The sequence below is a fragment of the Marinobacter maritimus genome (assembly GCF_007671675.1).
GTDB lineage: Bacteria > Pseudomonadota > Gammaproteobacteria > Pseudomonadales > Oleiphilaceae > Marinobacter > Marinobacter maritimus.
In genome coordinates, this window is sequence record NZ_VCGW01000003.1 from 237,750 (window position 1) to 261,412 (window position 23,663).

Genomic DNA, 23,663 nt, shown 5'->3' on the forward strand with positions numbered 1-23,663 from the left:
TCAGATGACGCCCATGGCCTCCATGGCGCGCGCTACTTTGATAAAGCCAGTGATGTTGGCGCCCAGCACATAGTTGCCTTCTGCGCCGAATTCCGCCGATGTCTCATAACAGCTCTTGTGGATATCGATCATGATGTCCTCAAGGCGCTTCTGAGTATAGTCGAAGGACCAGGAGTCACGGCTGGCATTCTGTTGCATTTCCAGTGCAGAGGTCGCAACGCCACCGGCATTGGCGGCTTTGCCTGGACCATACATCAGCTTTGCCTGCTGGAAGATAGCGATGCCTTCCGGCGTTGTAGGCATGTTAGCGCCTTCAGCAACCGCAATGCAGCCGTTTTCAACCAGGGTTTTGGCGTCGTTGGCGTTAAGCTCATTCTGAGTGGCACAAGGCAACGCGATATCGCACGGAATAGACCAGATGCTGCCGCCTTTGACGTATTTTGCGTCTTTGTGGAACTCGGTATAGGCGCTGAGGCGGCGACGCTCTACTTCTTTGATCTGCTTGAGAGCTGCCAGGTCGAGGCCTTTTTCGTCTACGACGATGCCGCTGGAGTCGGAGCAGGCAATAACTTTGGCGCCCAGTTCATGAGCTTTGGCAATAGCATAGATTGCGACGTTGCCTGATCCGGAGACAACTACTTTTTTGCCTTCCAGAGAGTCACCACGGGCCTTCAGCATTTCGTGGGTAAAGAAAACGGTGCCGTAGCCGGTTGCTTCAGTGCGCGCTCGGCTGCCGCCCCAGTCCAGGCCCTTGCCGGTTAGCACGGAGGACTCGTAGCGGTTGGTGATGCGCTTGTACTGGCCGAACAGGTAGCCGATCTCGCGACCGCCCACGCCGATATCACCGGCGGGAACGTCTGTGTATTCGCCAATGTGGCGATACAGTTCGGTCATCAGACTCTGGCAGAAGCGCATGATCTCGTCATCCGAGCGGCCTTTCGGATCAAAATCGCTGCCGCCTTTACCGCCGCCGATGGGGAGGCCGGTCAGTGCGTTCTTGAAGATCTGCTCGAAACCCAGGAATTTGATGATGCCGAGGTATACCGACGGGTGGAAGCGCATACCGCCCTTGTAAGGCCCCAGAGCACTGTTGAACTCTACGCGAAAAGCACGGTTAATGTGGATTTCACCGTTATCGTCCTGCCAGGGCACACGAAAAATAATCTGGCGCTCAGGCTCGCAGATGCGCTGAATGATCTTCTTCTCGGCAAATTCCGGGTATTTCACCAGAACGGGCCCCAGTGTTTCCAGAACTTCGTGCACTGCCTGGTGGAACTCGTTTTCACCCGGATTGCGGTGCAAAACGTCTTCGTAAATCAGCTCCAGTTTCTCATCAAGTCGGGCAGCCATACAGTATTCCTCATTTCGGTTCTTGCTTATTGCAGGAAAATGGAAAGGATGGTGGAAAAATGGGGCGGTGATTTCATCATATTGAAGGGCGCTTAGCAAGAGATGCTCGTTTTTGGTGCGCCAAGATTATACCTCCAGAGGGATGCGGCATTGTGTCTCACGCGCTCAGGAGCCGGCGCGTTTATTATTCCCCGACATTTTGATTCAGACACGCCCGCCCAAGGGGAAGCAGCAGTATGACGGTTCGAGCATTTTCCAGTCTTACACGGATGGTTGTTATTGGTTTCGCGGGGCTCCCGGGGCTGGCGTTGGCACAAGCTACAGAGGAAAACCTGGTTATTCGTGTAACGGAGGGGCGTTCAAGCAACAGTGCGGATGCGGTTCTGGTCAGCGAGCCGGTAAATCGGCTGGCGTCTGACCCTTCGGTATCCCTCTCCCGGATGGGCGGCCGCGGTCTGGAACCAGTGATACGAGGGCAAAGCCAGGAAAGAGTGGATGTACTGCTGGACGGCATTCGGGTGGAAGGCGCCTGCCCCAACCGGATGGATCCACCAACGAGTCGTCTGAGCAGTGCATTGGCACCGGCCCTGGACGTTCTTACCAACAACCGCACCTTGCGCTGGGGCCCCATCGCAGGCGGGCAGGTAATTGCAACCACTGCCGACCCGCAATTCAATGGCAATGCGACCACAGGCCAGGTAACCATCGGTGGATCGGACAACGGCAATGGCAAGTTGGTAAACGCCGCTGCGGCAGTGGGCAGTGAGGAAGCGTGGCTGCGGCTTTCCGGCGGGTATGATAAAGCAGATGATTACGAAGACGGTGATGGCAACGAAGTGCGCAGCGCTTATAAAAACGCTGAGGGTCGCGTTGACGGCGCCTGGACTGCCGAGAACGGGTTCTTCGTCAAGGGCATGGTCAGTCGCCAGGAAGAGAGTGATGTGAAATATGCAGGCTCCGGTATGGACGCCCCGAAAACCGATACGGATATGTACCGTATGGAGCTGGGCTCTCCGGTGGCTAATGGCGAGTGGAGTTTATTGGCCTGGCAGGCAGATGTTGATCACACCATGGACAACTTCAGCCTGCGCCCTGTGGGCGCGATGAAAATGCAGACGGACGCCACGACCGAGACACGTGGAATGCGGTTTACCCTTGATCAAAGCCCCAATAGCTCAACCGACTGGGCAGTAGGTGCAGACCTGGAGACCAATGACTGGGATGCGACGCTGTCTAACGTTACCAACCCCATGCCGATGACGGTCTCATTCATGTGGCCCGGTGTGGAGCGTGAGCGTGTCGGGATTTTCGCTGAGGCGTTCCGGCGTGTTGCCAGTAACGTGAAGATCGGAGGCGGCCTTCGATATGACCGCGTGGAAATGGATGCCACCAAGGCCGATGATGTTGCGAGTATGGGCATGACTCCGGCCATGCTTTACCAGAACGCATACGGTACAACCGATCTGAAGCCCGCAGATAACAACGTTAGCGGGTTTGTATCCAGTGAATGGCGCTTGCCACAAAACCAGGCGCTGACACTGACTGCCAGCCGAAGCGTACGGAGCCCCAGTGTTACTGAGCGCTACCTCGCCCGGAACACCATGACTGACAGCTGGATTGGTAACCCCGGCCTGGATACTGAAAAACATAACAAAATAGAGTTAGCTCTGAGTGGCAGTAAAAACCAGTGGAGCTGGAAGCCGGTGGTCTGGATGGACCTGGTGGACGATTTTGTAAGGCGTTATAAAGAAACGACAGCTCAGTGTGGCAAGGCGAATGGCTGCACCCGTTATGAGAATATTGATGCCCGCTTGTTTGGCGTTGAGATGATGGTCGGCTGGACGGACGGAACATGGAGCAGCAGTAGCACGCTGGCTTCCGTTCGTGGTGAGAATCGTGACGATAACACGGCGTTGGCACAGATTCCTCCGGTTCAGTTTGTGCAAACGCTTGGCTGGCAGAGCATGGGCCACAGCATTGAAGCCCAGTGGCAGCTGGCCCGCCGGCAGGATCGCATAGATCCGGAATCCGGGCTGGATGCAGGGGTTTCACCCGGATACGGCGTGTTTAACCTCTCCGGTAGCCACCCGCTGATGGAGTACCTTTCCTTTAACTGGGCTCTGGATAATCTGTTTGATAATACCTGGGCGCCTCATGTGAGTCGCGCAAACACCGATCCGTTCAACCCCGACGCAGTGCGCGTGAACGAGCCGGGACGCACGTTACGCGTGGCGCTGGCGGCCAGGTGGTAAACCCTGTAATGGCGGTTGCCCGCTACTCATAGCCAGCGGGTAACACTTCGCCCCGTGCAGGAGATACTCTCCCTGCACGGGGCTTTTTTTTGGAGCTTCACCTTGAATATATTGATAACCTGTAGCTATTAACTAATAGCTGTTTCTGAGGTGGCTGGTTGTGAGGCACATTTCGATACTGGGCACATTGATGTTTGGATTGGTTTGTTCCGGGTTTGTTCTGGGGGAGGTCGTATTAATCAGGCCGGAGACGGTTCCGGTTGGGCGCAGCGAGCTTCAGGAAACTCTGGTGCTTGATGGTGTCATCGAGGCGGTTCAGCAAAGCACCGTATCCGCACAAACCAGCGGCACCGTGCAGCAGCTGCCTTTTGATGTGGATGATTCGGTAGCCGCCGGCGACTTGATCGTGCAGCTGGATAGCAGCGAGCAGCGCGCTCGGGTCAATCAGGCGCAAGGTGGCCGGGACGAAGCGCAAGCGGCTCTCAATGATGCCCAGCAGCAATTCAAGCGGGTAGAGAGCGTGCATGAGCGTGGTCTGGTTTCTCGGCAGGAGTTTGATCAGGCCAGGAACACTCTGGCCGGCGCTAAAGCGCGGTTTGAACGCGCCGAGGCAGCGCTTGCCGAAGCCCGGGAGCAGTTGAGCTACACCCGCATCATCGCGCCCTATGGCGGAATACTGACTGAGCGTCATGTAGAAGTCGGAGAATCCGTGAGCCCTGGGCAGCCGCTGCTTAGTGGTCTGTCACTGGAGCAGCTGCGGGTCGTTGTAGACCTACCCCAGCAATACGCAGACCTTGCCCGGCGAGACCGGCTGGCGAGAGTCACGCTTGCCGACGGGCGGGTGCTGGAAACCGGGGAAATGACGTTTTACCCCTACGCTAATCCTGCCACTCACACCTTCCGTTTACGCATGCGCCTTAGTGAACCTAACGGATCCCTGTTTCCGGGTATGCTGGTAAAGGTCGGTGTTCCGGTCGCAACGCGCGATGCGCTCTGGATACCGGCCAGCAGTCTTGTCCGTCGCAGTGAACTGAGGGCGGTTTTTGTGCTGGATGATCAGGGTCGCCCGCGGTTACGGCAGGTTCGTATCGGCGCGGAACAGGACGGTCGTCTGGAAATTCTGGCTGGCTTGAGCGAGGGGGAGCGGGTTGTCATCCACCCTGGTGAGCTGATTGGCACAGATCGCCTGAACCTTTCAGCAGAACCCGTCTCTGGAGAAAGCGCTAATAAGGAGGCTGGGAATTGAGTCGCGAGCTGCCCCCGGTCGGTCCCTCCGGGGCGATTGCCCGGGTTTTCCAGAATAATCATCTGACGCCTTTGCTGGCGTTACTCTCCATCATTCTGGGTGTGCTTGCGGTTGTCATTACTCCGAAGGAAGAGGAGCCGCAGATAGATGTCACCATGGCGGATATCATGGTGGCTTTTCCCGGTGCCAGTACTCAGGAAGTAGAAAGCGCTATCGCAACCCCGGCCGAACAGGTGATGAGCGAGATTGCCGGCGTTGAGCACGTATATTCCGTGTCCCGCCAGGGTCAGGCCATTATTACCGTGCAGTTTGAAGTCGGCATTCCACGAAAAGAAGCGCTTGTGCGGCTTTATAATCAGGTTTACTCGAACCAGGATTGGCTGCCACCGGATCTGGGTGCCACACAGCCGGTCATCAAGCCCAAAGGCATTGATGATGTGCCGGTCATGACACTGACTCTTTATGATCCGGTTAATGGGCATACTGGCGAAGAGCTTACTCGTCTCGCCCACATGCTGGAAGTCGCGCTCAAGCGGGTGCCCGGAACCCGGGATGTCTACACCGTGGGCGGCGTGCCCGACCAGGTGGATATTCGTTTTGATCCGGCCCTGCTTGCCGGGTTCAACCTCACTCTCAGTGATATTCGCGAGGCCCTGAAAGCTGCCAACAGCAGCAGCCAGGAAGCCCGTATTACCCGGGATAACCTCTCCATCCCGGTTCAGGCGGGTACCCTGTTAGGGAATGTAGGTGATGTGCGCCGCCTCGTTGTCGGCATGCACAACGGGGCGGCGGTGTATCTGGACGACGTGGCACATGTGAGTCGCGGCGGCACGGTTGCGGACCAGAGCGTGATGACCGGTTTCGGGCCAGCGGCGGATGCGAGCAGTATCGGACAGCCTGGTGACGTATACCCTGCAGTGACCTTGGCAATCGCCAAAAAACCCGGACAAAACGCCGTGGATATCACCACCGCCATTGAGCAGCGGCTGGAGCAGATCCGCAACCGCGCCCTGCCTGTAGGCGTGCAGGTTATTGTTACCCGGGATTATGGCGAAACCGCCTCAGCGAAGGCCCAAAAGCTCATTTCTGACTTGATTTCCGCTACTCTTTGCGTGGTCTTGTTGGTGTTGGTTGCCATGGGCTGGCGCCAGGCGTTGATTGTGGGTGTGGCGGTACTTATCACGCTGTTGCTGACGTTGGTATTCTCTTGGGCCTGGGGCTTTACGCTAAACCGGGTTTCCCTGTTCGCCCTGATTTTCTCCATCGGCATTCTGGTGGACGACGGTATTGTGATCACCGAAAACATCAATCGCCGGATTCGCAACTCCAACCACCCGTTGAAGGACATTATCCCGGTGGCGGTAGACGAAGTGGGCACGCCCACCATCATGGCCAGCCTGACCATTATGGCAGCCCTGCTACCCATGGCTTTCGTGACGGGGCTGATGGGTCCATACATGAGCCCCATCCCCATCAATGCATCCGCCGGTATGGTGCTGTCCCAGATCGTTGCCTTTGTGGTTGCGCCCTGGCTGGCGTTCAGGTTGCTGAAACGGAAAGAAGGCGAAACTGTGACGGAAGCGGAAGGCGCCGGCAGTTCAGCCGACGGTGTCAGCCCCATGTCCATGAAAATATTCGGGCGCGTCCTTACGCCGTTTCTGGGCGATCACCGCTGGCGTCGTCGCATGCTCGCGCTTGGAGTGATCCTGCTGACACTGGCGGCTGCCTCCCTGCCAGCATTTCAGGCGGTGATCATGAAGATGCTGCCCTTCGACAACAAATCCGAGCTTCAGATTGTGGTAGATATGCCCGAAAGCGCGCCGGTCGAGCAGACCCAGCGGGTGCTTATGGCAATGGGGCATTATCTGGAGAGTGTTGACGAAGTGACCAGTTGGCAGAGCTATGCCGGTACTGCCGCGCCCATCAATTTCAACGGGCTGGTGCGCCAGTACTATCTGCGCAGCGAGCCCTATCAAGGCGACATCCAGGTAAACCTCAGTGATGAAAGTGTACGATCCCGGCAGTCCCACGCTATCGCCCAGGCGCTGCGAACACCGCTGACCGTCATCGGCAAGCGCTATGACGCCAGCGTCAAGATTGTTGAAGTGCCGCCCGGGCCGCCGGTGTTATCACCCGTGGTGGCAGAAATCTACGGCGCCGATGCCAATCAGCGGGCTGGGCTGGCTCGCTCGGTAGCAGCCGGAATGGCTGAGGTGAAAGGGCTGGTGGATATCGACACCACACTGGAGGCCCCACCCGCCAGTGGGAAATTGAAGTGGATCGCGCCCGCGCTGCTCGTATGGGCGTATCCCAGGCCCAGGCTGTTGCGGCATTGCAGATAGCACTGGGAGGTGTCAACGTCAGCTTTTTGCACGATGATCATGCAAAGTACCCTGTGCCGATTCGTGTAACCCTTGAGGATGCTGATAAAGCCCAGCCATCGGTGCTCATGTCCCTGCAGGTGCGCAGCCGCGATGGCAACCTGGTGCCTTTGGCGAGCATTGCCCAGGTGCGCGAAGCCGACTGGATGGGCGCCATCTATCACAAGAACCTGCTGCCGGTGACCTATGTAACTGCGGATATGGCGGGAGCTGTAGATTCACCTCTATACGGTATGTTTGCCATGGTTTCACGGTTGAATCAGCAAGAGGGGGCCCCTGAGCAGTTCTTTATCGACCAGCCACCGTTGCCGGAAAAAGGCACGCTCAAGTGGGACGGTGAGTGGCAGATTACCTATGAAACCTTCCGGGATATGGGTGCTGCTTACAGCGTGGGCATATTCATGATTTTTGTGCTGCTGGTAGCTCAGTTCCGCTCGTATATCCTGCCACTGGTGATCATGGCGCCCATTCCGCTGACCATGATCGGTATCATGCCCGGGCACGCCCTGCTGGGCCGGGAATTCACTGCTACCAGCATGATAGGCATGATCGCTCTGGCCGGTATTATCGTACGTAATTCCATATTGCTGGTGGTGTTCATCCGGCAGCTACTGGAGGAGGGCATCGAACTGGACCGAGCCGTGGTTCTGGCGGGTGCGGTGCGTATCAAGCCTATCGCCCTGACGGCAATATCGGCGATGGTGGGAGCTTACTTTATTCTCAACGATCCTATTTTCAACGGGCTGGCTATCTCTCTGGTGTTCGGGCTCGCTATATCCACTTTGCTGACGGTGTTGGTGGTGCCACTGATTTACTACACGCTTGCCAGGCGGGAGTGGGTTTAGTGGCTCTCGTTGCCAGTCCAGTAGCGCTGCATTTTTACGAACAGGAAAGAGGCACTCCAGGTAATCAGCACCAGCCCTGTAAGCCCCTCGATTCCGGTCAGAAACCTTAGCTCACCGATTGGTTCGATATCACCATAACCAACCGTGGTGAAGGTACTGAAAGAAAAATAAATGCAGTCCAGAAAACTGCCATCAAAGTTACCAGTCAGCAAACCCCAGGTGTCGGCGTGATGCATGAAAAAGTAGGCACCGGCAAAAACCCATACCTCTGCCGTGTGGGCGAGCAGCACGCCAAGGACGGCGACGACCAGGCGAAAGTGATGTCTTTCATGCATTTTCGCCAGTCGTGCGCTAAGGCGGACAAGCACCTCGTGGTGCATAAGCACAACGACCACCACAAGAGCAGCATTGATGGCGGTTGCGCTGAGCAGATTGGCGTAATCTTCGGCGAACAAACGTAGGGTGCTCCGTTAGATAGTACTCTGTTGTTAATAGTACTCTGTTTTTAACAGTGCTCCGGGAGGGTGTTTCAGAGGCACCTTGACGATAGCGCCCGTCCTGTGGCGGAGTTTTATTTACCTTAGCTGGCGAATACGCAATGTCCAAACGGCTTATACCTGTAGTTATCCTGGCAGTCGGTATTCTCGGTTTCCTGTTTCTTAAAATGACTCGCCCGGAGCCTGCACAAGTGAGCGCCACTGAACGCAGTTGGCGGGTGCAGGTGCAGGTGGTCAAGCCGGGCGTACACAACCCGTTACTGCCTCTGTATGGCGAGGTGGTGGCACCTGAACAGGTGTCAGTGGTTGCAACTCTGGCCGGCCGCATTGGTGAGCGGCCTGTGGCTGAGGGACAGAGGGTGAATGCCGGTGATCTGCTGGTGGCTCTGGATACACAGGATATTGAGCCGGTTCTGGCCCAAGCGAAAGCTCAGGTGGCCGACCTTGAGGCACAGATTCGATCTGAACAGGTGCGCTACCGCAATGATCAGGCCGCGCTCAAAAGCGAGCAGGCGATTCTGGCCAACGCCCGCCGGCAACTGGAACGTACCCGCTCTCTGGTAGAGCGCAACCTTGCTTCCCGTGAGAATCTGGAGAGCGTGACGGACGGCGCAGCCAGAGCCGAGCTCGTCCTCAGTGTTCGGCAACGCGCGATTGATGAACATCCGGCACGTCTGCAAAGCCTAGAAGCCAGGCTGGCCCAGGCCGAGGCAACGCTCGCGACAACGCAGCGTGATGCTGAACGGTCCCGGGTCGTTGCCCGGTTTGATGGTGTTGTGACAGATGTTCAGGTAGCCGTTGGCGATCAGGTATCCCGAAATCAGAAATTGTTCTCTGTCTACGCCGTAAAGGGTCTTGAGCTTCGTGCCCGGGTGCCCGATATGTACCGGGCCGAGCTGTCAGGAGCGCTGGCTGAAGGCAAGGACCTTTATGCTTACAGTGACAAGCGGGAAATTCGCTTTCGATTCGAGCGCTTCGCGGGTACCAGCGACCCTGCCGGAACCGAGGCGATTCTTGCTCTGGCCGGAGACGCCGGGGGCCTGCGCCCGGGTGCTCTGCTGCCAGTCAGCCTTGAACGACCAGCGCGCAGCGCAACGGTCGCTGTTCCGTTCAGCGCCCTGTATGGCGCTGACAGCGTGTACCTGATGACAGACGATAACCGCATGCGGCGAGTTCTCGTAGAGCGTGTGGGTGAAGCTCTCTCGGCGAATGGTGAGCGCCGCCTTCTGATTGCTGGCGAGGCACTGAAACCTGGTGCGCGCTTGATTGTCACGCACCTGCCCAATGCCCTCACCGGGCTGAAAGTAGACGTGACCGGCGATGAGAGCCCGGTACAATGAGGCGTAAAAAGGGCGTCATCGGTTTCTTTGTGCATCACAAGGTTGCTGGCAACCTAGTGATGCTTATGATGTTGCTTGCCGGTGCGTTGGCTCTTACTCGCATGAACGTTCAGTTCTTTCCTACCTTTGCGCTCGATGTGGTCAGCGTGCGCGTGGTCTGGAGTGGTGCCTCTGCAGAAGATGTGGAGCAGGGTATTACCAATCCTCTGGAGCAGCGCCTGCGCAGTGTGGATGGGCTCAAAAAGATGACATCCACCTCAGCCCAGAGCGTGGCGTCCATCACTCTGGAGTTTCAGGAAGGTACCAATCCGATTACCGCGCTGGATGATGTGCGCCAGCAGGTGGATGAGTTCAATAATTTCCCCGCTGACGCCGAGGAGCCTCGGGTTGCCCGGCTTGAACGCTACGAGCCTGTCGCCCGTTTGCTGATGTTCGGGGATGTTGATCGTAGCGAGCTTCGAGCTTTGGCTTACCGCTATGAAGACGAGCTCCTGCAGCAGGGTATAGACCGAATCTCTTTCCAGGGTTTGCCGGAGCAGCAAATCAGCATTGATGTTCCGGTGGAAAGGTTGGAGACGCTGGGGCTCACACTGGGGCAGGTTGCCGATCGGGTGGCCTCTGTTTCACGGGATTTGCCAGCCGGCATAATGGCCCAGCAGGATGCGGCCCGTGAGCTACGATCTGTTGAACAGCGGCGCAGCCCGCAGGCATTCGAATCCGTGCCTGTTCTCAGTGGCGAACGCACGCAGTTGCGGCTTGGCGATATCGCTGAGGTCCGCCAGGAAGATAGGGACAGTCAGGTTACTCTCACCCGCAACGGGTTTCCGGCCATTGAACTGCAACTCCAGCGTTCAGAAAATGGTAATTCCCTGGCTGCAGCAAAGGTTCTGCAGCAATGGCTCGACGAAACGCGGGCTACACTGCCTCCTTCGATAGAGCTGGAGGTTTACGATGAGACCTGGCAGCTTCTGAATGACCGCATTTCCCTTTTGACCAGTAATGGCCTTAGCGGGCTGATACTGGTTGTGTGTCTGCTCTATCTGTTCCTTCCGGGGCGTGTCGCATTCTGGGTTGCTGTGGGAATTCCAACGGCGTTTCTGGCGGCTCTCGGCGTGCTCTGGCTGATTGGCGGTTCAATCAACATGATTTCTCTTTTCGCGTTGATCATGGCGCTGGGGGTGATTGTGGACGATGCCATTGTGGTGGGGGAGGACGCTGACGCCCATGCCCGCATGGGCGAAGCCTCCATTTACGCCTCGGAAGGCGCTGCAAAACGTATGGTGTGGCCAGTGCTGGCCTCGTCCCTGACCACGGTCGCCGCCTTTATGCCGCTGCTGGTTGTGGGTGGTGTCATCGGCAATATTCTTGGCGATATACCGGTCGTCATGATTTGTGTGCTTATTGCTTCGCTGCTGGAGTGTTTTATTGTGCTGCCTGCGCACTTGCGGCATGCCTTCAAGCCCCGGAAAACGACTAAGGGGGCATCAGAACCTGCACAGCCGAGTCGTAATCCCATTGCACGTTTTCGTGCCGGTTTTGAGCGCCGGTTTGATCGTTTCCGCGAAGGCCCGTTTCGCCGGTTTTCCCAGCGTAGCCTGGAGCACCGCGGTATCACCATGGCCTTTGTTCTGGCGCTGGCACTGGTGACTGTTGGATTGCTTGCCGGTGGCCGCCTCGGGTTCAATTTTTTTCCGACGCCCGAGCCCTCGGTGCTCTACGCCAACGCCAGCTTTGTTGCAGGCACAGACAGTAAAACGGTTGACCGATTTATGGTCGATATGCAAAAGGCATTGAATGACACGGAATCGGCGTTGGGCGGTAACCTTGTATTGCACGCAGTTACCACGGAAGGTTCCACACTGGGCGCAGGGGGCAGCTCCCGGGCCGGTGATGAGCTGGGTTCCATCATGATTGAGCTGGTGCCTTCGGATCAGCGCCCGGTGCGCAACCCGGAATTCATCAGGGAATGGCGCAGCCGCCTGACCCTGCCGGCCGGGTTGGATAACCTGACCATTTCCGAGCGTCAGGCGGGGCCGCCGGGCCGGGATGTGAATGTGCGCCTGACTGGTGATAATTCGGAAAAACTGAAGTTTGCCGCTGAAGAACTGGCACAGGCGTTATCGACTCTGCCCGGCGTGCTGGATGTGGAAGATGACATGCCCTGGGGCCGGGAACAGCTTATCTATAAGGCCAGTGCCTATGGCGAGGCGTTGGGCCTCACCACGACCGATTTGGGCAGCCAGCTGCGGGCAGCCTTCGATGGCCGGATTGCCCAGATCTACCAGGACGGGCGTGATGAGATGGAAGTGCGGGTGCAGTTGCCCCGGGATCAGCGTGAGCGTTTATCCACACTGTCTCGCGTTTCGGTGCGCATACCGGACGGACGCTTTGTGCCCCTCGGGCAGGTAATGAATCTGGATCATCGTCAGGGTTTTGAAGCTTTACGCCATGCTGACGGCATGCTTGCTGTGGAAGTGACTTCCGCCCTGAACACCCGTGTAAGTACTACGGCGCAGATTATTGAAAGCCTTCAGGCCGATGCCTTGCCGGATATTGCCAGCCGCTACAACGTGCGCTACAGCTTTGAAGGCCGGTCGGCGGATCAGAGGGAAACCATTTCAGATATGAAAACCGGTTTGTTGATCGGCGTGGCGTTGATGTATGTGATATTAGCCTGGGTGTTTTCCTCCTGGAGCTTGCCGCTGATCGTGATGGCGATTATTCCCTTCGCCCTGGTCGGCGCCTTGTTGGGGCACTGGCTGATGGGCCTACAGCTTACAGTTTTATCGCTGTTCGGGTTGTTTGGTCTGGCCGGCATCGTAGTGAACAACGCCATCATTCTGGTGTCTTTCTACAATTATCAGCGTGAGAAGGGTCTGGGCATCAACGAGGCGCTGAACGAAGCGGCTGTGCAGCGCGTACGTGCTGTGCTGCTGACGTCGCTGACGACAATTGGTGGTTTGCTGCCGCTGCTGTTTGAAACCTCACTGCAGGCGCAGTTCCTGATCCCCATGGCCACGTCTATTGCGTTTGGTTTGGGGTTGTCGACGGTACTGGTGCTTCTGGTTATTCCGGCCCTGTTATCCTGGCTGGAACAGTTCCGCGAATGGCGGGCCAGGCGTCACGGTAGGGAGCCAGAACCACTGGGAGCGGCGGAACCATAAGCGGCAGTACGAAGGGGTACCTTTATGACTGAATCTCTGCTGGCTGTTCGAGGCCTGAGCAAGCATTTTGTCAGCGGTAATGAACCCGTCCCGGTCATTGAAAAGCTGTCATTTACGCTCGGGCAGGGTCAGTCGTTGGCGCTGACCGGCCGCTCCGGTTCCGGCAAAAGCACCCTGCTGAATCTGTTGTGTGGCCTGGAACTGGCGGATACCGGCACTATCGTCATGCATGGCCAGGTTTTTGAGGCTGGCGGCACAGCGGTGCTTCGAACAGCAAAAGCATGGTCGGCGTTGCGTCGACAGCATATTGGCGTGGTGTTTCAGGACGCGAACCTGATGCCCGCGCTGTCGCTGCTGGAGAATGTGCGGTTTCGCGCCCAGCTTGCCGGTCGTGATCCGGCAAACAGTGAGGACTGGCTGACCCGCCTGGACATTGGTGAGCTGGCGCACCGCTATCCGGATCAGGTATCCGGTGGCCAGCGCCAGCGCGCCGCTTTGGCCATGGTGTTCGCCATGGAGCCTGCGCTGATTCTGGCGGACGAGCCCACAGGAAGCCTCGATCGCCATACCTCCGACGATGTTACCCGGGTGCTGTTCGACCTTCAGGCCCGCCATGGCTGTGGTCTGATACTGGCTACCCACGACTCTGAACTTGCTGCCGGTTGCCAACAGCATCTGGATCTTGGCCACCTGAACGCCATATGAAAGGCCTCCCGTCTCTCTTCCCACCCACCTTCCACACTTTCTTCCTGCCCGGGGGCCTGCTCAGCCATTATCGCCGCCATCCGCTGCAATTACTTGCTCTGGCGGCCATGATTGTTATTGCCACCATGTTGTGGACGGGTGTGAACCACCTCACCAGCCAGGCCAGAGCAAGCCTGAACCAGAGCGAGCAGGCGGTGGCGGAACGCCAGCAAGTGGTGCGAAACGATGGCCGTGCTCTGGCCATTGACGATTTCGTAGCCCTGCGCCTTGCCGGTGTGTGCGTCATGCCCTGGCTGGAGGTAACCCCGGAAACCGGAAGCCGCCTTGTGGGGATTGATCCGCTGGCTGCCCACTGTTTCGGGGCTGGAACCGGTGCATCCCAGGCGCTGGATCAGCCCCTTGATGGCAAACCGTTTGTGGATGTGTACGCCGCAGCCGGTGTCAGCGCCCGCGAAAGCCGATTGTACCTGCTGACACCTGAAGCCACCCAAGCTACTGATCTGCCGGGTGGCTACTCCCTGAAAACCTTCGCAACCAGCCCAGACACCGGCGAACTCGGAGACAGCTTTCTGCTCAATCTCGAAGCTCTGGGAGTGTTGGTACTGCTGATCACGGCACTGTTATTGCGCGCTGTTTATCTGCTGGGGCTGGCGCAGCGCCGGGCCAGTTTTGTCTTACTGCACCGGTTTGGCGTGTCACCAGAGCAGGTTCAACGTTGGCTGGTTCTGGAAATCCTGGTGCTGGCGCTGGTGTGCGTTGTGCCCGGCGTTTGGTTGGGCCGATGGCTGGCGGCAGGGCTAGGGGGCGGGTTTGGACAGGCTCTTGATGGGCTGTTTGATATTCCCCTTTATGCTGGTCAGGGGCACGGTTGGATAACGCCGGTGCTGGTAATGCTGGCGGTGGTGGTGCTTGCCTGCCTGGGGGATCTGATTTTGCTCAGGTTCCGCGGCCGCCTTTCTTTGCCAGTGCCCGTTCGGGCCGGATTGGCGACGGCCTTGCTGGTAGCCGGGTTGGTCCTGGCCTGGCTGGGACCATCGCTGGCATGGGTGTTTGGGGCCGTGGCTCTGGTTTTCGCCGGTGCCGGCTGGCTGACACCGGCAGCTGTTGCCCATCTCGCCTACTGGTGCGCAGATCGCTCGCAAGTCCCACTTGCCCGGTGGCGCTATCGGGAACTGGCGGTGCTGGCGCGCCAACTGACATTGCCACTAGTTGCTTTACAGTTTGCCCTTGCCATGGTGCTTTCAGTTCAGGCGCTCGTCACCACCTTTGAGGATACCTTTGATCGTTGGCTGGGGCAGCGACTGGAGGCCGCTTATTACATTGAAGTGCCCGCAGGGGCCGACGGGCGCAAAGCGGCGGAATGGCTGACCAGCCAGCAAGCGAGCATTCCCGGCTTGCAGTGGCACAGAGTGGTTCGGGGGCAGGCCCAGCTGGCAAACGCGGGCAGCCTTCAAGTGGATGTGTTTGCGGTCTCACCCGTGGGCTCCCTGATGCGCGCATGGGCGTTAGTGGAAGCGGCAGATCAGCCTTGGGAAACGTTGGCCTCAGGCGAAGGTGGGATGATTAACGAGCAGCTGGCGCGCCGGCAGCGGCTTGAAGTTGGTGACAGCTTGCAACTGATTGTTGGTGATCAGCCACAGGCATTTTCGGTGTTGGGCGTTTACCCGGATTATGGTCGGCCTGTGGGTGAAGTTCTGTTGAACGCTGAAACCCTGCCCGAAACGTTCAACATCCGCTTCGAGAGCATATCCGTTTCGCCCGGTGAGCCCGGAATCGCGCCGGTTACCGATGCGCTTCAGCGAATCTGGGGCGTAAATGCGCTAACGGTGAGAGACAATGGCACGATCCGTGAGCTGGCCACCGGTGTGTTTGATCAGACCTTTGCGCTCACTCGCGCCATGACACTTCTGACTCTGATTCTGGCTGCTTCCGCGTTGCTGATGATGGGTTGGGTATTTTTCTCGACCCGGGCCTGGTACTTCCGGTTATTGGTGGTCTGGGGCATGTCGCAGCGTGAGGTTGCAGATCAGTTGCAGCGGTTGGCGCTTTTATTAACCGGAGGTATCGCAGTATTGGCCTTGCCTCTGGGCATCTGGCTAACCTGGGTTTTGGTGCATCGGATCAACCCTTTGGCGTTTGGCTGGTCGTTGCCTATGGCCGTGTATCCGGCGTTCTGGCTGGAGCTTTGTATTCTCAGCCTGGCTATTGGCCTGAGCATCGCGGCACTGATGCGTCGGCAGCTTGGTAGTCCCGCCGTTGCGCCTGCATCCGCCAGCGCTCTGACCGGAGATGAGCGATGAATCGGCGCATGGGTTTGCTATTGGGGCTTTTGCTGTTTGCTGGTTGCTCCGGCGATACCGGGGATGAAGGTTTTGCTGGCCTGGCAGGGCTTGAGCAAGGCGCTGTATCCGATACGCTGTATTTGCAGCCAGGCCCAGGGGTCCGGCTGAGCTTTCCTGCCGATTTCGGGCCGCATCCGCAGCATCGCATTGAGTGGTGGTACCTTACCGCAAATCTTGAAACGGCCGTCGGCGAGCCTCTGGGGCTGCAATGGACACAGTTCCGACAGGCACTTGAACCCAGAGCCGCAAGCGAGCCTGCGCCTGCGGCAACTGACTGGCCGCTGCAAGCCGCCTGGATGGCCCATGGTGCCGTAAGCTGGAAGGGCCAGCACTATTTTGCAGAAAAACTTGCCCGGGGTGACATGGGGAGTGCGGGCGCAACCGCCGTTCCGTTTAAGGTATGGCTGGATAACTGGCAGCTGAGAGGTAACGCTGATAACGATCGCTGGCACCTGCAAGCTGCTGGTGATGGCTGGAGCTATGACCTGACCCTGAGCATTGAGGGCGCGCCCGTGGCCCACGGCGAGGAAGGGTTCAGCGCCAAATCCGCCAGCGGGGAAGGCTCGATGTATTTCAGTTTGGTAGACATTGCCATTACCGGTGAGGTGACGCTGGATGGCGAGGTGCTGGTGGTCAGAGGCAAGGGCTGGTTTGATCGGGAATGGAGCAGCCAGCTGCTGAAAACCGGACAAAAAGGCTGGGACTGGTTTGCACTGCACCTGGATAGCGGTGACAAGTTGATGGCTTTTCGCTTGCGGGATGACAGCGGCAGTTTTTTATCAGGCACCTGGCTTCCCGCGGAAGGAGATCCCGTGCGATTGAGCTCTGAAGAGCTGAGCCTGAAGGAGCTGGAACGGCGCAAGGATGTGCCCGTGCGCTGGCAGCTCAGCATCCCGGCTTATCAGGTAGAACTGCAATTGAATGCACCACCCGGTGACTATCTTAACCGGGGGCTTTACCCCTATTGGGAAAGCCCTGTCAACGTATCAGGCAGTCACTCCGGCGAGGGCTATATGGAACTGACTGGTTATAGAACGCAGTGAGCCGGTTAGCTCAAATGAGCGCCTGTTGCAGGGTGTAAACCCCCGGGTGCTTATTCGACTGCGGTCGCGCCGATACGGTGAACACTGATGTCCGCACCGTTGAACTCTTCTTCCTCACTCAGGCGCAAGCCTGAGATGGCATTAACGGCACCATAAACGATCAGGCCGCCAACAAAGGCCACGGTTACGCCTGCCATGGCGCCGATGATTTGAGACATCAGGCTCACACCACCGAGTCCGCCCAGGGCTTCTTGACCGAAGATACCGCAGGCAATCGCGCCCCAGACACCACAAACACCGTGCAAAGGCCATACGCCCAGAACATCATCCAGGCGCTCGATTTTGTCCTGGGCCCATTCGAACAGATACACGAAGAGACCGCCGGCCACGGCCCCAGTAACAAGCGCACCAACAGGGTGCATAAGATCGGAGCCTGCGCACACGGCGACCAGTCCCGCCAGCGGCCCGTTGTGAATAAAACCGGGATCTTTTTTGCCCACTACCATGGCGACCAGAATGCCTCCAACCATAGCCATGAGGCTGTTTACAGCCACCAGGCCACTGACACCATCAAGGGTCTGCGCAGACATGACGTTAAAGCCAAACCAGCCGACGGTCAGGATCCAGGCACCCAGAGCCAGGAAAGGGATGTTTGATGGGGCGAAGGCCACCACTCGGCCATTGCGATAGCGTCCGTTCCTGGCGCCAAGCAGGAGAATAGCCGCCAGAGCAACCCAGCCACCCATGGCATGCACCACAACGGAGCCTGCAAAGTCATGGAATGCGGCGCCAAACCGGCTCTCCAGCCAGCTCTGAAAACCATAGTTACCGTTCCAGATCAGTCCCTCGAAGAACGGATAAACCAGCCCGACAATTACGCCGGACGCGATCAACATGGGGTAGAACTTTGCGCGCTCTGCAACGCCGCCGGAGACGATGGCCGGGATCGCTGCTGCAAAGGTCATCAGGAAGAAGAACTTGACCAGTTCGTAACCGTTATTGGCTGTAAGTTCAACGGCTCCGACCATGAAATGGCTGCCGTAGGCTATGTAGTAACCGACAAAGAAATAGAGCACTGCGGAGACGCCGAAGTCGGTCATGATTTTAACCAGGGCGTTGACCTGGTTCTTATGTCGCACCGTGCCCACTTCCAGAAAGGCAAAGCCGGCATGCATCGCCAGTACCATGATGGCGCCGATGAGAATGAACAGTGTATTGGCGCTTTCAGTCAGGGTGTGTACTGCACTCGTGATGTCCACAGGTTTTCTCTCCTGATGTTCGGGTTACCAGTCTCTGGCGGGCTGTGTGCGTTAACTGAGGGCAGAACCAGCAATAAGTGTTCCAAAACAAGGCGAATTGCCGGGGGCTGTAGGTTTGGCAGGAAACCGGGGCAAAAAATCGAGGGTATGGGTTTTGTTATCGCACCTAATCAATGCACTTTTTGCGAGCGTGCACTGAATTGGGCGTTAGGGGTGTTCCCGGTGGCTACCAGGTAATAAGACCGCTTGAATCCGGCTCTGAGTTCGAATCCTCCCCCGGGCTAATGGTGATGGGGCGAATATCGATAATGGCTTCGCGTTCTCTGGCATCTTTTTCTATAAGCTCACGAAGCCGCATGCCTTGCTCCTCCAGAGGTTCGGACAGATCAATGATGATCTCCACGCGCCGGTTTTTCGCGCGGCTTTCTGCTGAAGCGTTTTCCACTCTGGGCTCAGTGTCGGCTAGCCCTTTAACAGCCAACCGAGTGGGCTCAACATCGCCGGTGGCCAGCAAAACGTTGGCCACCGCTGCGGAGCGGGCGGCGGAAAGATCCCAGTTGCTGTAGAAGCGGGACGTCCGTATTGGTATGTCGTCGGTATGCCCTTCCACCATAAGCTTGCCTGGCATATCTGCCAGCACTTTCGCCATCTCCAGAAGCAGGCCCTCAAACTCGTAGGTCAGCTCTGCCGAGCCAGAAGGGAATGAGCCTTTCTCCTCTACTCGTATGACGATACGGTGCTGATCCTGATCTTTTTCCACGGTAATACGGCCATCGTCAATGGCCTCATCAAGAACTTCCCGGATGCGCGCGGTGCTGGTCTCAAGAGATTCCTGCGCAGCCGCTTCCAGCGCCTCTTCCGTCGTACTCTTCAGAGTCTGCAGCTCCGGCTGCTGATCGGTTGTTGTCTGCTTTATTTCGTTGACCAGCGTTGGCTCGGGGGGCGCGGGAGAAAACTTGTCGAAAATCGGACTGGTACCCTGCGGAATCTCCAGCGCCGGCACGTCGCGCTGAACGCCAAACGCCTTTGAGAGTTCACCGGCAATCTGTTTGAACTTCATCGCGTCAATTTCAGAAAACGACAACAGAAGCACAAAGAAGCACATCAGCAGCGACATCAGGTCGGCAAAAGTCACAACCCAGGCCGGGATGCCCGGTTTTTCCTCTTCTGGCAGCTCATCCATGGGGCTTATCCGCTGGCGGCCTCCGCCTCAGGCGCTTTGTCACGCTGGCTTGGAGGCAGGTAGCTGGAGAGCATCTGTTCAATAATACGCGGGTTTGTACCCTGCTGAATGGCCACCAGTGCATCTGTGTAAAGCATCTGCAGTCGGGCTTCTTCTGTCATTCGCAGGGACAGTTTGTCGGCGATAGGGGTGGCGATCATGGTCGCAATCATGGCACCGTAAAGCGTGGTTAGCAGCGCCACGGCCATAGCCGGGCCGATGGACTTGGGATCTTCCATGTTGGAGAGCATCTGTACCAGGCCGATCAGTGTACCGATCATACCCATTGCCGGCGCCACATCCGCCATGGCTGTAAACACCTTGGCGCCGGATCGATTGTGATCCAGAGTCATCAAACGCTCTTTATCCAGGAGATGCTTGATCGTCTCGCCCGTCTGGCCGTCTACCAGCATCTGTATGCCGTTACCAAGGAACGGAGAGGCAACATCGCGCCCTTCAAGACCGAGCACGCCTTCTTTGCGGGCGACATTGGCCACGTCCACCAGCTCTTCAATGCTGGTCTGGGTCTCCGGGAGCTTGAACTTGAACGCCCGGGCCGCCGCTTTGAAGGCCCCAAGAAACTGCGGAATGCTGAATTTGGCGAGCACAACCAGCAGGGTTCCACCGACAACAATCAGCAGGGATGCGGAATTGAGGAAAACGTCTGGGGCCGCGCCAAGAACAACGGCAGTTACAATAAGAAAGATAGCGCCAATAAGGCCGATCAGGGTGGCGAAATCCACGTGCTCTCCAGAGGATTTGACGATTTAAAGTAGGGTGGTGAGATTACCTGTAGTTCATTATTCAATCAATCCGCTTGTGCCGTTTGTCCGGCTTCTTCTTTTATTTCTTTCCAGGCAGCGTACGTGTGCAGATCCGATTCAACCAGCTTCAAACATAGTGCAACCACGCCAACATCGTCCACAAAGCCAATGCCAATAATCAGGTCTGGAATGAAGTCCAGCGGGTTCATCACGTACAAAAGCGCGCCCGCCATGGCGGCGATGCTCTTCCAGGGAACGTTGCGGTAGCTGCCGTTCCAGTAGTCGCGGATCATGGAAAACATCAGTTTGATGTCGGCGCTGAACCGCTCCAGTTTTCCACTGCCTTTAACCTTTTCCTCTATGGATTTCTGTCGTTCCAGCAGAGTTTCCAGGTCGGCTCGGTTTACTTTCTCTGCTTCTGCATTCAACTGTTTGCGTGCATTCTTCTGACTGAACAGAGCCATGAGCAAATGTCCTCTGTGGGAAAGCGATGGATGGCCGGATTTTGCGTTGCAGGCCCCCTTCTAACTGCCCTGGCGATCAAAATGATACGCTTGGGGCAGCTGAAAAGGTTATCTGGACAGATCTCAACCTGAACGCAGAGTTACATCTCTTGCGCCGTAGGGCGCAGGATAATCTCGTTGATATCCACATCATGCGGCTGTTCAATCGCGTAGACAATGGCACGGGCAACCGCGTCGGCGTCGATGGCGACCTTGTAGAGCTCTTCCGCCGCTTCCGCTGCATTGGGATCGGTGATGGTGCTGGTCAATTCGGTGGCTATAGCACCCGGTGAAATGTTGGTGCTGCGAATCTCGTCACCGGCTTCCATGCGCAAGCCTTCAGACAGAGCTCTGACTGCGTATTTGGTTGCGCAGTAAACCGCGCCGCCCGGAAACACCTTGTGCCCGGCAACCGAAGACAAGTTGATCACGTGCCCGCTGTGTTGCTCGCGCATGGTGGGCAGCACAGCCGCAATGCCGTACAAAACGCCTTTGATGTTGACGTCTATCATCTGTTCCCACTCGTCTACCTTGAGGGCATCCAGCGGTGCCAGAGGCATAAGGCCAGCGTTGTTGATGAGAACATCGATTCGGCCAAATTTTTCCTTGGCCGAAGCAGACAGGCTTTCTACCTGTTTGCGATCGGTGACATCGGTAACTTGCCACAAGACCTCAGCACCTTTTGCCGTTAGCTCGTCGGCCAAAGTCTTCAGGCGGTCTTCTCTGCGGGCTGCCAGTACCAGTTTGGCACCACGGTCGGCCAGGCGACGGGCGGTGGATTCGCCCAGGCCGCTGCTGGCACCGGTGATGATGACAACCTTGCTGTTAATCGGATCGTTAGTGTTGCTCATAGTATTTCTCCTCTTTGGATCAAAAAATTCTGATCAAGCGTTAGTTTCAAGTTCTTCCAGTGTGGGGTAGTCGGTATAGCCGTGCTCTCCGCCCCCGTAGAACGTGCTGTCATCCCATTCGTTGAGAGGTGCATTCTCGCGGAAGCGCTCTGGCAGATCCGGGTTGGCAATAAACGGACGGCCGAAGGTAACCAGGTCGCAGAGGCCTTCACTGATACGCCTGCGGGCTTCCTCGGCGGTATAGGCGCCGTTGGCGATGTAGGTGCCCTTATAAACAGCCCGGATCGCCGTAATAACCTCTTCCGGGCGACCATTGGCGTGATTACCCTGGAACGAGTCCTCAACCACCTCGAGATACGCGATTCCCAGGTCGTTCAGGTGTTTGGCAAAGGCGCCAAAGGTTTCAATCGGCTTGTCATCATGCATGGCGTTAAAGCTTCCGGTTGGGCCAACACGAACGCCCACTTTGTCTTTGCCCCACACATTGATGACGGCCTGGATTACCATCAGCGGCAGGCGCAGGCGATTTTCCAGAGAGCCACCGTATTCATCGGTACGATGGTTGCTGCCGCTCTTCAAGAACTGGTCCAACAGATAGCCATTGGCGGCGTGAACCTCAACACCGTCAAATCCGGCTTTCTGTGCGTTCAGCGCGCCCTGGCGATATTGCTCCACAATGCCGGCCATCTCGTGGGTTTCCAGCGCACGGGGTTCGGGCACGTCCACCATGCCGGAGTCGGCACTGATAAAGGTCTTGGCACCTTCCGGTTTGATAGCGGAGGGAGCGACTGGCTGGTTACCGTCTGGCTGTAGTTCCGGGTGTGAAATGCGGCCCACATGCCATAGCTGCATATGAATGCGGCCACCGGCGGAGTGCACAGCGTCAGTAACCTTTTTCCAGCCATCAATCTGGTCCTGAGAGTGAATGCCCGGTGTGAAAGCGTAGCCTTTACCTTGCGGTGAGATTTGAGTGGCTTCGCTCAGGATCAGTCCGGCACTGGCTCTTTGCTGGTAGTAGCGGGCGTTCATGTCATTTGGAATATCGCCCGGCTGGCTTGCGCGTGAACGGGTTAGTGGAGACATCAGGACCCGGTTAGGTAGTGTAAGGCCACCTATATTCAACGGCTGAAACAATGGGTCATTCGGGTTTTGGTTGCTCATAAAACAGTCTCTTCTCAGATTAACGAATATTAATTAGACCAGTCTACTAGTAAGTGCGCGAAAAAAATCAGCCAACGCCAAGACACCGGGTGAAAAATACCCGAACAAACCGTTCCATCGGCTCGGTTGATTTCACAACTTTGGATCTCAGGATTGCGCCCTCCCAGCCCGAAAGCAGGAAACTGGCAGCATCTGAAGGGTCAATTCCAGTACCAATGTCGCCGGCGGTTTGCGCCTCGGCAATGCAACGTTCGAAGCGGCTTTCCCAGCCGGAGAAAACCTTGTCCAGCCGCACGCGGAATGCTTCATTTTGGCCGGCAAGCTCTTGGCCCAGGTTGCCAATGAGGCAGCCACGGGTGCAGTCGCAGCTGGTCATATTATCAAAGCCGGTATCGAAGTAGGCGCGCAGGCGATCAATACAGGAGCGGCTAGTGTCATTGAGAATCCGTTCCAGCTTCGCATCGTATTCCTCGGCGAAGGTATCAATGATCGCAAGGCCGAAGTCATTTTTGCTGCTAAAGTAATGATAGAACGACCCTTTGGGTACGCCAGCTTCAGTCAGAATGCCATTGATGCCTGTTGCACCAAAGCCCTTGGTGCCGATAAGGTCGGCTCCGGTCTGAATGATTAGATTGCGTGTGTCGTTCGTCGTCATGGCGTCCATACTAGACCGGTCGTCTAGAATTCGTCAAACTCTCGGTATCCGGAATAACCCGTAATTCTTTAACCTTAGCTCTC

The 23,663-nt window shown here is 57.1% G+C and carries 16 protein-coding genes and 1 pseudogene; 8 read left to right on the plus strand and 9 right to left on the minus strand.

Features of this window, described 5'->3' with window-relative positions:
* Entirely contained in the window at positions 1–1,350 is a 1,350-nt protein-coding gene (gene gdhA / locus FFI90_RS13275) for an NADP-specific glutamate dehydrogenase (RefSeq protein ID WP_144778547.1), read from the minus strand.
* A gap of 236 nt (positions 1,351–1,586) precedes the next feature.
* Between gdhA and FFI90_RS13280 the strand changes: the two genes are divergently transcribed.
* The 3 genes and pseudogenes from FFI90_RS13280 (at position 1,587) to FFI90_RS13290 (ending at position 8,074) form a co-directional block, all read left to right on the plus strand.
* A complete protein-coding gene (locus tag FFI90_RS13280; RefSeq protein WP_246123583.1) occupies positions 1,587–3,602 on the plus strand; it encodes a TonB-dependent receptor domain-containing protein in 2,016 nt (671 codons plus the stop codon).
* Between the two features lie 160 nt (positions 3,603–3,762).
* Positions 3,763–4,848, plus strand: a complete 1,086-nt coding sequence (locus FFI90_RS13285; protein ID WP_246123585.1) for an efflux RND transporter periplasmic adaptor subunit — start codon at positions 3,763–3,765, stop codon at positions 4,846–4,848.
* Positions 4,845–8,074 (plus strand): annotated as a pseudogene (locus FFI90_RS13290) (efflux RND transporter permease subunit). Before FFI90_RS13285 ends, FFI90_RS13290 begins: the two are co-directional and overlap by 4 nt.
* Here FFI90_RS13290 and FFI90_RS13295 read toward each other — a convergent pair.
* Positions 8,071–8,505 carry a potassium channel family protein gene (locus tag FFI90_RS13295; RefSeq protein ID WP_186318000.1) on the minus strand — a complete coding sequence of 145 codons (435 nt, stop codon included), beginning with the start codon at positions 8,503–8,505 and terminating at the stop codon, positions 8,071–8,073. The pseudogene FFI90_RS13290 and the gene FFI90_RS13295 overlap by 4 nt on opposite strands.
* A gap of 167 nt (positions 8,506–8,672) precedes the next feature.
* On the opposite strand from FFI90_RS13295, the gene FFI90_RS13300 reads away from it, so the two are divergent.
* Genes FFI90_RS13300 through FFI90_RS13320 form a run of 5 tightly spaced genes read left to right on the plus strand, consistent with a single transcriptional unit; the run spans position 8,673 to position 17,165 of the window.
* The gene (locus FFI90_RS13300) at positions 8,673–9,911 is read left to right on the plus strand and encodes an efflux RND transporter periplasmic adaptor subunit (RefSeq protein ID WP_144778549.1); all 1,239 of its coding nucleotides are present in this window, start codon (positions 8,673–8,675) and stop codon (positions 9,909–9,911) included.
* A complete protein-coding gene (locus FFI90_RS13305; protein WP_144778550.1) occupies positions 9,908–13,075 on the plus strand; it encodes an efflux RND transporter permease subunit in 3,168 nt (1,055 codons plus the stop codon). The genes FFI90_RS13300 and FFI90_RS13305 overlap by 4 nt, the downstream gene beginning before the upstream one ends.
* A gap of 24 nt (positions 13,076–13,099) precedes the next feature.
* The gene (locus FFI90_RS13310) at positions 13,100–13,780 is read left to right on the plus strand and encodes an ABC transporter ATP-binding protein (protein ID WP_144778551.1); all 681 of its coding nucleotides are present in this window, start codon (positions 13,100–13,102) and stop codon (positions 13,778–13,780) included.
* Positions 13,777–16,080 (plus strand): ABC transporter permease, encoded by a 2,304-nt coding sequence (locus FFI90_RS13315; RefSeq protein WP_144778552.1) that lies wholly within the window; start codon positions 13,777–13,779, stop codon positions 16,078–16,080. The genes FFI90_RS13310 and FFI90_RS13315 overlap by 4 nt, the downstream gene beginning before the upstream one ends.
* Entirely contained in the window at positions 16,077–17,165 is a 1,089-nt protein-coding gene (locus FFI90_RS13320) for a lipocalin-like domain-containing protein (RefSeq protein ID WP_144778553.1), read from the plus strand. The genes FFI90_RS13315 and FFI90_RS13320 overlap by 4 nt, the downstream gene beginning before the upstream one ends.
* A 50-nt stretch (positions 17,166–17,215) precedes the next feature.
* Here the strand turns inward: FFI90_RS13320 and FFI90_RS13325 are convergent, their stop codons facing one another.
* From FFI90_RS13325 to FFI90_RS13355, 7 genes are all read right to left on the minus strand, one after another.
* The gene (locus FFI90_RS13325) at positions 17,216–18,424 is read right to left on the minus strand and encodes an ammonium transporter (protein ID WP_144778554.1); all 1,209 of its coding nucleotides are present in this window, start codon (positions 18,422–18,424) and stop codon (positions 17,216–17,218) included.
* Positions 18,425–18,650: 226 nt separating this feature from the next.
* Positions 18,651–19,607, minus strand: a complete 957-nt coding sequence (locus FFI90_RS13330) for a flagellar motor protein MotB (protein ID WP_144778555.1) — start codon at positions 19,605–19,607, stop codon at positions 18,651–18,653.
* 5 nt (positions 19,608–19,612) lie between these two features.
* Positions 19,613–20,389 (minus strand): MotA/TolQ/ExbB proton channel family protein, encoded by a 777-nt coding sequence (locus tag FFI90_RS13335; RefSeq protein WP_144778556.1) that lies wholly within the window; start codon positions 20,387–20,389, stop codon positions 19,613–19,615.
* A gap of 65 nt (positions 20,390–20,454) precedes the next feature.
* Positions 20,455–20,874 (minus strand): YkvA family protein, encoded by a 420-nt coding sequence (locus FFI90_RS13340; RefSeq protein WP_144778557.1) that lies wholly within the window; start codon positions 20,872–20,874, stop codon positions 20,455–20,457.
* A gap of 140 nt (positions 20,875–21,014) precedes the next feature.
* Positions 21,015–21,764 carry an SDR family oxidoreductase gene (locus tag FFI90_RS13345; protein WP_144778558.1) on the minus strand — a complete coding sequence of 250 codons (750 nt, stop codon included), beginning with the start codon at positions 21,762–21,764 and terminating at the stop codon, positions 21,015–21,017.
* 33 nt (positions 21,765–21,797) lie between these two features.
* Positions 21,798–22,925 (minus strand): alkene reductase, encoded by a 1,128-nt coding sequence (locus tag FFI90_RS13350; protein WP_144778559.1) that lies wholly within the window; start codon positions 22,923–22,925, stop codon positions 21,798–21,800.
* Positions 22,926–22,992: 67 nt separating this feature from the next.
* A complete protein-coding gene (locus FFI90_RS13355; RefSeq protein ID WP_144778560.1) occupies positions 22,993–23,580 on the minus strand; it encodes a TetR/AcrR family transcriptional regulator in 588 nt (195 codons plus the stop codon).
* Between the last annotated feature and the right edge of the window lie 83 nt (positions 23,581–23,663).

Bases quoted from the DNA above. Each gene is read 5' to 3' on its own strand.
- FFI90_RS13340 (WP_144778557.1), bottom strand. From the start codon at position 20,874: ATGGCTCTGTTCAGTCAGAAGAATGCACGCAAACAGTTGAATGCAGAA.
- FFI90_RS13355 (WP_144778560.1), bottom strand. From the start codon at position 23,580: ATGACGACGAACGACACACGCAATCTAATCATTCAGACCGGAGCCGAC.
- FFI90_RS13310 (WP_144778551.1), top strand. From the start codon at position 13,100: ATGACTGAATCTCTGCTGGCTGTTCGAGGCCTGAGCAAGCATTTTGTC.
- gdhA (WP_144778547.1), bottom strand. From the start codon at position 1,350: ATGGCTGCCCGACTTGATGAGAAACTGGAGCTGATTTACGAAGACGTT.
- FFI90_RS13305 (WP_144778550.1), top strand. From the start codon at position 9,908: ATGAGGCGTAAAAAGGGCGTCATCGGTTTCTTTGTGCATCACAAGGTT.
- FFI90_RS13320 (WP_144778553.1), top strand. From the start codon at position 16,077: ATGAATCGGCGCATGGGTTTGCTATTGGGGCTTTTGCTGTTTGCTGGT.
- FFI90_RS13345 (WP_144778558.1), bottom strand. From the start codon at position 21,764: ATGAGCAACACTAACGATCCGATTAACAGCAAGGTTGTCATCATCACC.
- FFI90_RS13350 (WP_144778559.1), bottom strand. From the start codon at position 22,925: ATGAGCAACCAAAACCCGAATGACCCATTGTTTCAGCCGTTGAATATA.
- FFI90_RS13300 (WP_144778549.1), top strand. From the start codon at position 8,673: ATGTCCAAACGGCTTATACCTGTAGTTATCCTGGCAGTCGGTATTCTC.
- FFI90_RS13280 (WP_246123583.1), top strand. From the start codon at position 1,587: ATGACGGTTCGAGCATTTTCCAGTCTTACACGGATGGTTGTTATTGGT.
- FFI90_RS13330 (WP_144778555.1), bottom strand. From the start codon at position 19,607: ATGGATGAGCTGCCAGAAGAGGAAAAACCGGGCATCCCGGCCTGGGTT.
- FFI90_RS13315 (WP_144778552.1), top strand. From the start codon at position 13,777: ATGAAAGGCCTCCCGTCTCTCTTCCCACCCACCTTCCACACTTTCTTC.